Genomic DNA, 12,662 nt, shown 5'->3' on the forward strand with positions numbered 1-12,662 from the left:
AGGCCGCTTCTCAGAAGTTTCTGTTCTTCTGAAGAAGTGGCCGTTTTTGGTTACGTAAATTTTGGTGTTCAACATTCAGTTCATCCTACTATCGTCCAGTTTATTTATTTGCTTAGAAATTGGTTCGCCCAAACGTGGCGTCACTCTTCACAGTCGAGCTGCTGGATGCATTAATGGCATCGAGTTGTAATACGTAATCATAATGCCGGATGTAATATCCGGGCTGACTATACGATTGAAGGGATACTTTGGTGCTGTCGGCCCAACCAGGACTGCTCAGAAACGTAGCATCTCCCTTGTAGGCGGCGGTGTTGGCATAAGCTTCAAGTACAATTTTGTTGCTGGCATTACGCTTCAGGAAGTAGCCTGGGAAGTTAATGGACTCCAGTGATATTCCCGTGGAGCTGGCAAGACCCGGTACGACGCGGAATTGTGAGTCCTGGGCAGGAGAGACGTTGGCATCCACGCGAGCGATGTAATTGGCATGACGGATGTATCGATCCGGAACGTTGTGTGAACTGAACCGGCTGTAACCTGTGGCTTCCGGTGTTGAAGGGCCCAACATTTTGACCTCGTGCAGAGTTGGGGTATACCAGTTCCCCGGATTATTCCACAAGACGGCGTTCACCATATTAATCCGCACATAACGAGCTGTGAAATGCACAGCATCCGTGGTGAAACCATAGGTAAGATTGTTGGTGCGGTCCAAGGTAGAGTAATTGACACCATCGTTGCTAATCTCGATTTTGTATTTGTAGTATCCTTCGGAACCTTTATACATAAACCAGGAGGTGTCGATCTCGGTAATCGTCTTTGGTGCGCCAAAGTCCACCTGCCACCAAGCAGGCCAGCTATTGGAGGAAGCCACCCATGAAGTCTGGTAGTTGCCATCATTGACACTGGATGCAGACGAGCCGGAGGCTGTGGAGCTGGCGGTAGCTGTTTTGCCTTGGGCATGATTGACGAGAGCAGGCGGTGTTACCGCACCCGTTACTGCGTCGATATTCCACGTTGTATACCACTCCAGTGATGCTGTTCCGTTCGAATCATTCAAGGTTAGCGGCAGCCAGATATGTTTGTGCTCTCCGAGGTTCATCGGATTCCAGCGATCCCCCATGTAGATGTAGGATGTGGTGTTGCTGCCTATAATCGTGGCAATATCATGAATCTGTGAACCAAAGGCAGATGGATTGCCATATGGCGTAAGCGCAGTCCATGGACCCGTCATGGAAGTGGCTGTAGCATAAGCACCCTGATTCGGATACCAGCCAGCGGCTTGGGAGGTGAAGAGGTAGTAACGGTTTCCTTTTTTCACAACAGCAGGCGCTTCACGATAAGCATTCTCGAACAGCCAACCCTCGAAGGATTGTATTCCGGTGTAACTTGCATTCATTTTAAAAATAGCCATTGTATCATTGGCTCCGCCATTTTTGCGTGAAGCAGTAACCAGATAACCTGTGCCATCTGTATCAACAAAGACAGTCATGTCACGGGATTCATAATTCATTGGGCGGAAGCTGCCCTCATACGTGAATTTGCCATTCGGGGTATTGCTTGTTGCGACCGCTACACGCCCGAGGTTGTAGTCCGTACCGTTCTCGTAGTGTGCCCAGAGCACATACTGGTTGGTGGAGGCGTTGTAGATGACTTTGGGGCGCTCCATTTTGCTGGAGGCCAGCTCGGTTGCGGAATCTTTCGTCAGAATGGCATTGCTGAAAGTCCAGTTCTTCAGATCAGTGGAGGTGTAGACGTTCACACTGTCGAACCTGCCGCCCACTGCATGTTCACCGTACAGATAGTACGTCGAGCCTACCTGCAGAATGTTGCCGCTGTTCGCATGAATGGGATTGCCTGCGGTGTCGAGCCAATCGGTGCCATTGGTTATTGTGACACTTGCTGCGCTTGTTCGTTCAGGACGAAGTCCAAACAGGGTGAACGTGAGTGCAAAGACCAGAAACCAGACGGCTTTCCTGTTACCCATTACATACACCTCCCGAAAGATATCAGATAAAATGTAGCGATTTCATTTATATTTTAGTTCGGCTAGACTCTTTTTCAAGTGAACAATTCATCCATTGCTGAACAAACTGGCATTCCATCGGTGCTATGCGGTGAGAGCGGGGTTAATTTTTTCAAAATTCACGTTTCATACAAGCAGCCATTTGACCAAAAACGAAAGCACGGAAAAAAGGGATAGCCGACATGATTTCCAAGTCGATTACCCCTTTTTTGGTCTGGACCTATTTATTTAACCCATCTACCAATCTATTTATGACCTTTACGGACCTTGAGCTGCATCTTTTTGATCGTTGTATTCTGCATAAGCTCTAATACGAGTGGGCCTTTGCCATTCAGAATTTCCACATCTGTTACATTGTCTTGAATGGTAATGATCCCGATGTCGTCAGCCGTCACCCCTTCAAGCTTGGCGATGGTACCTACAAAGTCTACGGCGCGAAGTTTCTTCTTCTTGCCTCCGTTGAAGTTCAGCTTCATGATCTGTTGGTTCAGCTGTTCACGCTTGTCCTTTTTGCGTTCAGGAACGATCTTCAATCGTTTCTCAAAATCTTCTCTGCGGCGATCCACAGCTTCTTCGGAAGGTGCTTTCACGACAGGGATTTCGAATCCAATATAGGATTCAATCTCCGCCAGACGTCTGCCATCTTTCGGTGTAATCAACGTAATGGCTTTACCTGTTTTGCCTGCGCGACCCGTACGGCCTGTGCGGTGCACATATCCCTCTTTTTCCAAAGGAATATCGTAGTTGATGACATGGGTGATATTCGTGATATCAATACCACGTGCAGCTACATCCGTTGCGATCAGATAACGGAACTGTCCCCGTCGGAATGCGTTCATCACTTCGATCCGTTCATCCTGTTCCATGCCTCCATGGATACGATCTGCTGGATAGTCAAGGTCAGCCATGACCCGGAACAGTTTATCCACATTCTCCTGCGTACGGCAGAACACGATGCAGCTATCCGGATTTTCCACAATGAACAAGTCCTGAAGCAGCGCGGTTTTGTTCACTTCTGGCACATGAATCACAGCATGTTCGATGGTGGCTGTGGTCAGTCCACTTGCTTTGATCTCGATCTCCACCGGCTTGTTCATGTATTTGCGTGACAGCTTGGCGACATCTTCAGGGAACGTAGCGGAGAATAACATGGTCACTCGTTCCTGTGGAAGCTTCTGAATGATCGATTGTACCGTCTCGATGAATCCCATATTCAGCATCTCATCGGCCTCGTCAATGACGAGATACGCGATCCGTTCGAGTGGCAGCGTGCCGCGTTCAATATGATCGAGTACCCGGCCTGGCGTACCCACAGTCACGTGGGTTCTTTGTTTTAACTCTGCTTTTTGGATATGAAAAGGGGACTGTCCGTATAGTGCGGTTGCTTTAATACGCTTAAAGCGGCCGATATTCGTAATATCTTCGTTAACCTGCAAAGCCAGTTCCCGGGTCGGTGTAAGAATCAAAGCCTGTGGCTTATTCTCATTCCAATCCACCAGCTCGCAGAGCGGAATGCCGTAGGCAGCTGTTTTACCACTACCTGTCTGTGATTTGACCACAAGATCCTGATTCTCCAATGCTACCGGAATAACTTTGGTCTGTACCTCGGTTGGTGTCTCATAGCCCAGACTGTCCAGTGCTTTTACGATCTCTTCACCAAGTCCATAATCTTTAAATTGTTGCTCGCTCATTGTTTACCTCTTTTGCGTTAGTTTTGAATACTCTACATACAAGCATTGCACCGTACATTTATCGTATACCTTTTTATTATACTCTATAAGCGGGCAACCTAACGGAGTAAATGCATCGAGTGATTGATTTGTTTTCACCAACTCTGATTTTAGGCGCTGACACCCGTTGCTGTTCGTGTGTGAATGCCCTAACCTCGAAGAGAAAATGTGTATCAAAGCGTTCCACTTGAAACGAAATATATCGGCGTATTTTGCTTGGTATTAATGAATGACCATCTTCACAGCCTTGGTTTGGGGAGGGTAAGATTGAGCTATAACTCCATTGATCCACACTTCTGCACTTCGACCAACGAGTGTCTCATCCAAAGAGACGGTGACAGTCTGTCCTTCGATGATGAGTTCGGCGTTCTTGCTGAGCGAAATCAAAATTGGTCCTGATTCAACACCTCCATCTTCTTTATTCTCTATGAGTACCTGACCTCTTTCTTCCTCAAAATCCTTAATAATTCCTCGTACATGTGGCTTCTCTTTCACTTGTTCTACGGACTTCTCTGTGCATCCAAGAGTGAACAAGAGCATGATGACTGGTAATAAGGATAACCTTCGTACAATGGACATCGGGTTACTCACCTCTCATCCTTTTTAATACATCTATAAATATGGACGTTACCTGAGGCGACGAAGTTCCTATATATCAATAAAAAAGAACCAAAATCATTCGATTCAGTCTGGTACTGAAAATTGGAATATGTTAGCATATAGTTAACTTACTGAACGGAGGGATACGTGTGGTAAATTTTTTTCGATTGAGATAGTAGCGGAACGTTTGCTTGCGCTTGCTGTTTCACTGCCTGTGTGCAGATCATCGGGAGAAGTTTGCCTGTTTACACGTATGCCGTTATTTGTAGTGGACACTCTTGCATAAGAGTGGTTCTTTAATGTACTACTACGGGGATGCACAAAAATAGGTATAGCCCTATTCCGAGATCGAATGCACAGGCATGAATGTCTGTGTTTTTTATTTTTCCAAGGAAAAGGGGAGGTTTGGATATGACAAAGTCAAATGAACAAGTGGATTTCACACAGGGAATATGGTTGCTGGCTGAACAAAATGGGCTTCAAATCCGCAAGGAATCGATGGAAATCAATGAGTCCGGGATGGACTTCCGGGTAGCCTTCGCCACTGATATAAGTGGACAAAAGTGGGTTCTGCGTCAGCCGCGGCGTAAAGACGTATGGGGGCGTGCCGAGAATGAACGTAGAGTACTGGATGTTGTCCGGGGGAGTATTCCGGCACAGGTGCCGGACTGGCGAATCTGCACGCCCGAACTTATCGCTTATCCACTATTGGATGGCGACCCGATTGCAGTGGTAGATCCTGCTGGCGCAGGATATGCGTGGCGTTTCCCGCAGGAGACCTTGTCTGACGAGTTCCTGGATTCACTGGCTGCTACACTTGCCGCATTGCACAACATTGATCCTGAGGAGGCGGCCAAGGGCGGAGTTCGGATCAAGACGCCTATGGAAGCTCGCAAAGAATTTGCAGCCAATATAGAGGAGATTAAAAAGAATTTTACGGTACCCGACCAACTGGCGGAACGCTGGACGGTGTGGCTGTCTGTAGGTAGCTATTGGCCGAAGCACTCGACGTTTAATCACGGTGATCTGCACCCACCACATATCATTGTCGATGATACACAGCGGGTAACCGGACTCATCGACTGGACGGAAGCGGAGATCGCTGATCCGGGTAAGGATTTTGTAATCCTTTATGGACTTTTCCAAGATGATGGACTGCGCGATCTGCTGAAGCGATACGAGAAGGCAGGGGGAAGGACATGGCCTCAGATGTTTGAGCATATTCGGGAACAATGGGCTGCTTACCCGGCACTGGTTGCCAAATTTGCTCTAACCACAGGGGAAGAGTCGACGATGGAAATGGCGAGAGGCATGCTGGCAAACTGGGATGTGAGGCGGGATTAGGTGCTCCAGTGAAGGTGGATAAGGTTGTAACAGGTGAGGATGTAGAAAAGGATACGTTTCTCTTTTACAATGCTGACTTTGCAGGGATGGAGCCAGATCTCAAACCAGGAACAAGAATCGTTACAACGGTCAAAAAGGGATCTAGCCCTGAGCAAAGTGGCGGTTATTCGTTTACACGTTATGGCACGTACTATATTGTTGATGGAGACTACGTGTTTAATGCATATGAGGGGGATTCTGAGGAGCTGCGTGAATTTACAGAAGAAACCAATGGCATACAGCTGGACTCTTTTATTCAGAAGATCAAGAACTTGTCAGAAAGCTAGAGGGCTTTATTCACGAGGGGAGTTGCTGCAGTATCGGTAACTGCTTGTTAACATAGCAAAGGGCGATCCCGACCATGATTTCCATGGGAGAATCGCCCTTTTTCTTTTTCGTTAAGCGCGATGCGTAACGATTATGCCTATTTCAACATGCTTACATATTTACCGTATACGAATGCTACACGTCCATCCAGCTTCACTTTTACCCAGCCATACGTGTCTGTGCTAATTACCTCAAGCAGGGTGCCTTTCGGTACAGCAGCTACGACCTTGGCTTTGGATGAAGCGCCAGCGCGTACGTTCAGGTAAGCCGCAGTAACCTTGGCTTGTTTACCTTTGTTGACGTTACTTGGTTTACCTGTGTTTGGTGTTGACGGTTTGCCGGGTTTCGACGTGCCTGGAGTCGGTGTTGGTTTTGGTACTGTTGGTGTCGTAGGCTTCTCAGGTTTAGGTGTTGTCGTACCGTCAGCTCCACCTGCTGCCGCTTTGCGAGCTTTGTTCAGCTGCTGATAGAACGCTCCCTTGGTTTTCACGCCTGCGAATTGTGCTGCACTCACACCTGCTTTGGCAGATAGCGTATCAATCTCTTCTTGAGTCACTGCATCCAAAATGTTAATGGAGGCAATGTTGGTGTACTTGCCATCTTCCGTTGTTGGCACAGACATGATGCCATCGTTAACTAACTCCACCACATCTGCACGTTCTGGTGCAGTCAGGTCTACGCCGGTGATTTTCCAGTTATGTTGAATCTTCGGTTCGTAGACACCTTTCATAACATCTTTCAGATAGGCGATGGACAGGTTGCGAATTGTGCCTTGAATCTCACCAAATGCCGAGGCATCCTTGGAGGACCAGAGCTGCTTGAACTTGCGACCTTCCATGGCGCCACCTTTGGCAATCAGGGCTTCCATTCGATAGGCGTTCATGCCAAGTTTCAACGTATCGTCTTCTTTTACTGTCGTACCGTTACTGTACTTGAGATTTGTAATCCGACTGCCGTATGGTTTGGTCAGGTCAATCTCATACGTTACGCCGCCGAAGAAATCATCGGTGCTGTATTTGGAAGCACGTCGTTTCGGATCGAAACTAATGGTCACATCACCAGGGCGTGTAGAGTTGAAGTACCCCGCAGACCACTCCATGTAATCCATCAGATCACGTCCGGTCACTTCATATACGGTTACTTCACCGAAGGTGTACTGGTAGTTGAACGCAATATCCTTCTTCTTGATCGGGCCTACATCCAGTTTGGCCTTGTCGTTATCTATCTGGTGCGCGACCACATCGGCATCGCTATAATGCAGCATAACTTCGGTGAAGAAGTCTGAGAGTGGAGTCTCCTGGATCTGCACAGCAGGGATACCCTTAATCTCATCAGCAGGGACCAGGTTCGTGCCTTTCAGTTCAGCCACTTCAATGTTGGCATCGGCACGAGCGAACTCGTGGAACGGGTGCAAGGTCTCTTCCAACGCAGGATCAGAGACTTCATATGTTCCATCTGCTGCTTTCACAGCGAGAGCTTGAGCTTCCTTGCTTTTCAGCACAACTTTGTCGCCGTCTTTTTCAAATGTAAGGTCAATTCGAGAGATATGTGAGCCATATTTATTCGGTTCGGAAATCAATACGCCGTTAACCGTTTGGGATTCAATCAAGGTATGCATGTGTCCGGCAAAAATGGCAGCCAGCTCCGGGTTGGCGTTGGCGATATCCGTCACTCCGGTTCCCGGATTTCCGTTCTCGTTGTCCAGCCCCATATGCATGAGTCCAACCATGACATCGACTTTGCCTTTCAGCTCAGCAACGGCCTTCTTGGTCTCTTCCACAGGATCTTTGACGATGATGCCGTCCAGATGACCCGTCCCTTTTTCAAACTCGGTAATCATAGGTGTGTTCATTCCGATAACACCCACTTTGATTCCGTCTTTCTCAATAATCGTATAGGCAGGCATGTAGCGGTCGCCGTTTTCTTTGAAGATGTTACCCACGAGAGGCTGTCCTTTGAATTGGGAAGAGATCTTCTCCAGTACGTCCAGTCCAAAGTTAAACTCATGGTTACCCATAACCCATGCGTCATATTTCATCTCGTTCATTGCAACCATCATGGGAGATTGAGGTTGATCATTGAACAACTCAGCCGAGTTATCCTGAATCATGTCGCCTGCATCGAGCAGAATCGTATTGGGATTCTCCGCACGCACTTTTTTCACTATCGTGTAGAGCTGTGTCATGCTACCAGTTGGATTTGGACCGTCCAGAGCATAGTCCCACGGCATAAATCGACCATGTATATCCGATGTACCCAGCAACGTGATCTTGGTCTCCTTGTCTGCCTCAGCAGCCTGAACCGGAGTGGAAGCAAAAGGGGCTAACAAAATGGAGGCACATAAGAGGAATGATAAGGGCCATCCGGCGAAACGTTTCGTTGAAATTTTGCGCATGTTGTAATCTCCCTTGTTATCTAGTGTGTGTAAAGATATGTATCATTTCATACTAGATAAACATGTGGTGAATGTAAACTCCAATGTAAGAGTTATGTTGGATTTAAGAGAGTGAATCTATAAATAGCTCCAGAAAAGGCACTGAATTCTATTTTTTTACAATAAAATACTATAATTTGACAGGTGTTAAAAACCAAAATTATCCAGTAAAATGATGTTTGTAAGCGCTTAACAAAAAAAGAATATTAAGGAGGAAAATCATTGATTAAGTCTAAGTGGTTCAAAACAGTCGGCTCATTGGCATTGGTAGGGATTCTTGCTGCTTCTGTTGCGGTTGGTAGTGTGAGTGCTGGTTTGGCGAAAGGTAGCAAATTTCTGGGCAATATTATTGCCAACCAGGTTCCTTCGAATTTTAGCCCATATTGGAACCAGGTAACTCCAGAGAATTCCACCAAGTGGGATGCTGTGGAAGGCACACGCAACGTAATGAATTGGGGCCAGGCGGACATGGCCTACAACTATGCTAACAACAACGGATTTCCGTTCAAATTCCATACGCTCGTATGGGGAAATCAACAGCCAAATTGGATTAACAGTCTCTCAGCCGCAGATCAGAAGGCTGAAGTGACACAATGGATTAAAGCCGCAGGACAGCGGTATTCGAAGTCTGCCTTCGTTGATGTGGTGAATGAACCTCTGCATGCAAAACCATCCTATCGCAATGCCATTGGTGGAGATGGGGCAACGGGTTGGGATTGGGTTATCTGGTCATTCCAACAGGCGAGACAAGCCTTCCCTAACTCCAAATTGTTAATTAATGAATATGGTATTATCGGTGATCCTGCTAAAGCGGACCAATATATCCAGATTATCAACCTTTTGAAAAACAGAGGTCTAGTTGATGGTATTGGAATCCAAGCGCATTACTTCAATATGGACAACGTTTCTGTGAGCACGATGAACACGGTATTGAACAAGCTTGCAGCGACAGGGTTGCCGATCTATGTATCCGAGCTGGATATGACAGGTGACGATAATACACAATTGCAACGTTATCAGCAGAAATTCCCTGTGCTGTGGAAACACTCTGCTGTTAAAGGTGTGACGCTGTGGGGTTACAACCAGAATCAAACCTGGCAGGCTGGCTCCCACTTGGTCAATAGCAATGGTACAGAACGTCCGGCTATGCAATGGCTGAGAAATTACCTGGCGAACAATCCTTAAGCGTGCGTTTGCACGAATCTGAGCTTCCTTTGTAAATCGGGTATCATATAACACCAAATGGCGCCTGTTCTACATGTTAAGCATGGGAATATGGCGCTATTTGTGTTAGTGCTTTCTCTCAACAGTGTTTGGGAATTTATGGTGTAGGGAAACATTTAATTTTAATCCAAACCAAGACAAAAGCGATCAGCGCAAAGATCATTCCGCTCCAGATCAGTTGATGTATTCCCAGGTTCGCGATGAACCAGCCGCCGATGGCAGTACCCAAGGTAATACCAAGGTTGGAAAAGGATACATACAAGCTGTTGCCAAATTCAGGCGCATCCTGCGCTTCAGTGGTTAACCAGGTTTGGCTTACAATCAATCCTCCCGAGTGAATGGATGCCCAGATGATGACTGCAAAAACCATCCACATGAAGTGGGGACCGGCCCAATAGACGAGTGCGTAGGCTGCTGCATACAGCAGGGGGAACATGAGGACAGTGCGGACCACACTCTTACGCAGAAACTGTCCAAACCCCAAATTTCCGATGATCATGACGACACCAAAGACGGTCAGCATGACGCTGATCCATGATCCGCTCATTTGAGTGACCTGTCCAAGATACTCAGCGAAATAGCTGTATACAGAGAACATGGCGGCGAATATAAAAATGACTGCGGCAACATTCAGCCATAATCCAGGTTTGCGCAGAATACCGAGCTGCTTGCCATAGGACATCTTTTCCTTCACGGGCATCGAGGGTAACCAGATCCATATGCCGATCAAAGCGACCACACTGACCATCGCTCCAAACAGGAAGGCGATTTCGAGGGATAGGCGTTCAGCAAGATACGATGTCAGTGGCACGCCAAAGGCAAAGCCCGCGGTAACTCCGGTAAATACTTTGGCGACGGCCTGGCTGCTTTTCTCTGCCGGAACGAGTTGGGCACTGGTGACCAGGGCTACGGAAAAGAAGACGGGATGGAATAGCGCGGGAATGATACGGAAGATAAGCATAGTATCAAATGTTGTGGCGTAGGCATAGACGACATTCGAAATGGCAAACATCAGCACAGCGGTTAAAAGGATGATTTTGCGATTCATCCCGGACGCCAGTAAGGTGAGAAAAGGGCCTGCAATGGCTACAACCAGCGCAAATATACTGACCAGCCAACCTGCCTGTGCAGCTGTAATGTTGAATTTATTCGCAACCTGAGGCAGTACCCCCACAACTCCCATTTCTGTTGTAATAATTCCGAATACACCGAGTGCCAGAACCAGGATTAGGAGCGGGTTGACCTGTTGTGATTTCATGTAAAGCGTACCTCCAATTAATTTAAATATACAGAAAAGTAGATATAACATGCTGAAATGAGCCTGCCTTGCCTCCTATAATATGATGGACATGAGAGTAAGTTCTCTGGGTTACATTATATCTAGATTTATAGATTTGTAAATATAAAAGGTGAAACGTCATATCTTTAAGTCGTCTTCGGCTTGTGTTCTACAGGAGTAATCATGGTGACAATAAGCATGGTCTGTCCCATAAAAAATAGCGCCGGCTCAAGGAATTCCTGAGCCCAACGCTATTGATGTCCGCGTTTTTAACGATGTGTTGGATTAGTTATTTCGGTTGGATAACCATGCTGTTGAATGAATCGGCTTCCAACTTCATGTGTAGGGTCTGTCCTTCTTCAAGGGTTAGATACAGGTCACGACGGTCCTGGAATGGATTATTAATGACAATGATGAGACTGTTATCCGGGTTGCGGAAAGCGACGGATTTACCGCTCCAGGCGCCAGACAAGCCGACTCTTCGAGCACCAGGAACAATATGATGAGCGAAGTGTTTCATCACATAATACTCCGGGTTTCGAGTAACCTCCTTATTGTCCGGATCTACAGTGATCATGGAGTTCTGCTCCCAGCCCCATGTGCTGCGGCCTTTGGGTTCCAGAACCATGTTCCAGTAGATGTACGCGTTCACTCCGTTGCTGAAGTAATGCTGGTAGAGATTATATACATATTTGGCGTAGTTCCATGAGTTGTTGCCATCACCGCATTCGTTCTCGGTCTGCATATAACGCAGCTCAGGATAACTCGCCGAGGTACGTTGAATGGCATTTTTGCCTGCCCATTGATACCCAACACCTTTGATATAGGAATAGGCCTTTGGATCACTCAGGACAAGCCCGGCATACTCGTCGAAGTCATTTGTTTTTTTCTTAATCAATTCCTCCCATGGGTCAGGAGCGTTGATTGTCCCCAGCCAGATTTCCGCATCCAGGCCGTGTTGGTCAAAAGCCGGGCCCAGATAATCGGCGATAAACTCACGAAGCTGCTCGCCTGTCCACATGCAAGAAGGGAATTTCTGATCTGCAATCACTTCGTTCTGCACATGCACCTGATGGATGGTAATGCCTGCGTCACGGTAAGCCTGTACAAATTTTACAAAATACAGGGCGTAGGCCTCCAGAATATCTTTCTCCCAGCGCAGTGTCCCATAGTTATAGGCTTTCGGCGATTTCATCCACGTTGGCGGACTCCATGGGGAGGCGAAGAATTGCAGATTCGGGTTATAAGTCAGAGCTTCCTTGATGTAAGGAATCAGATATTTGAAATCACGTTTGATCGAAAAATGTTCCATGGCCACGTCGCCGTCCACCTCGTTGTGACTATACCACTGCTCTGCATAATCACTTGCGCCGATCGGCAGGCGACAGATGTTAAACTTGTGCTCACCCTCTGGATGGAAGAGAGAGTGAAATACCTCATGGCGCTGCTCCTCATTCAAGTGGGACAAAGCAATATAACCAAGCTCGTTAAAACAGCCACCAAACCCTTCCACAAGTTGGTGCTGTTCACCCGTTAGTTTTAAGTTAGCGCTTTCATTGGTCGGCACAAAAGATAGCTCTCTCCACGGGCTGTCTTGGGTTGTGGAATAACCAGTGAGCATGAGTGTCATATGAATTTCCTCCTCGATTGAACCTCAGTTGTCAT

9 protein-coding genes are annotated in these 12,662 nt (G+C 47.1%); 3 read left to right on the forward strand and 6 right to left on the reverse strand.

Features of this window, described 5'->3' with window-relative positions:
• Positions 1 to 112: 112 nt before the first annotated feature.
• The 3 genes from QF049_RS24105 to QF049_RS24115 form a co-directional block, all read right to left on the reverse strand.
• Complete coding sequence (locus QF049_RS24105) at positions 113 to 1,981, reverse strand: AbfB domain-containing protein (RefSeq protein ID WP_307541136.1); 1,869 nt, start codon at positions 1,979 to 1,981, stop codon at positions 113 to 115.
• Between the two features lie 284 nt (positions 1,982 to 2,265).
• Positions 2,266 to 3,711: a DEAD/DEAH box helicase gene (locus QF049_RS24110; protein ID WP_307541138.1), complete on the reverse strand. Its 1,446-nt coding sequence runs from the start codon at positions 3,709 to 3,711 to the stop codon at positions 2,266 to 2,268.
• Between the two features lie 261 nt (positions 3,712 to 3,972).
• Positions 3,973 to 4,329, reverse strand: coding sequence for a hypothetical protein (locus QF049_RS24115; RefSeq protein WP_307541140.1), 357 nt, complete (start codon positions 4,327 to 4,329; stop codon positions 3,973 to 3,975).
• A gap of 432 nt (positions 4,330 to 4,761) precedes the next feature.
• On the opposite strand from QF049_RS24115, the gene QF049_RS24120 reads away from it, so the two are divergent.
• A complete protein-coding gene (locus tag QF049_RS24120; protein WP_307541142.1) occupies positions 4,762 to 5,694 on the forward strand; it encodes a macrolide 2'-phosphotransferase in 933 nt (310 codons plus the stop codon).
• Between the two features lie 14 nt (positions 5,695 to 5,708).
• Positions 5,709 to 6,020, forward strand: a complete 312-nt coding sequence (locus tag QF049_RS24125; RefSeq protein WP_307541144.1) for a hypothetical protein — start codon at positions 5,709 to 5,711, stop codon at positions 6,018 to 6,020.
• Between the two features lie 137 nt (positions 6,021 to 6,157).
• On the opposite strand, the gene QF049_RS24130 is transcribed toward QF049_RS24125, so the two are convergent.
• On the reverse strand, positions 6,158 to 8,455 hold the full coding sequence (locus QF049_RS24130; protein WP_307541146.1) for a 5'-nucleotidase C-terminal domain-containing protein: 2,298 nt from the start codon (positions 8,453 to 8,455) through the stop codon (positions 6,158 to 6,160).
• 261 nt (positions 8,456 to 8,716) lie between these two features.
• Here QF049_RS24130 and QF049_RS24135 point away from each other — a divergent pair, with 261 nt between their 5' ends.
• Positions 8,717 to 9,679, forward strand: a complete 963-nt coding sequence (locus QF049_RS24135; protein WP_133386336.1) for an endo-1,4-beta-xylanase — start codon at positions 8,717 to 8,719, stop codon at positions 9,677 to 9,679.
• 136 nt (positions 9,680 to 9,815) lie between these two features.
• On the opposite strand, the gene QF049_RS24140 is transcribed toward QF049_RS24135, so the two are convergent.
• Together QF049_RS24140 and QF049_RS24145 are read right to left on the reverse strand one after the other, a co-directional pair.
• Positions 9,816 to 10,976 (reverse strand): MFS transporter, encoded by a 1,161-nt coding sequence (locus QF049_RS24140; protein WP_307541149.1) that lies wholly within the window; start codon positions 10,974 to 10,976, stop codon positions 9,816 to 9,818.
• Positions 10,977 to 11,286: 310 nt separating this feature from the next.
• Complete coding sequence (locus tag QF049_RS24145) at positions 11,287 to 12,618, reverse strand: glycoside hydrolase family 30 protein (protein WP_307543399.1); 1,332 nt, start codon at positions 12,616 to 12,618, stop codon at positions 11,287 to 11,289.
• Positions 12,619 to 12,662: the final 44 nt, after the last annotated feature.

The organism is Paenibacillus sp. W4I10, from assembly GCF_030816325.1.
Taxonomy (GTDB): domain Bacteria; phylum Bacillota; class Bacilli; order Paenibacillales; family Paenibacillaceae; genus Paenibacillus; species Paenibacillus amylolyticus_B.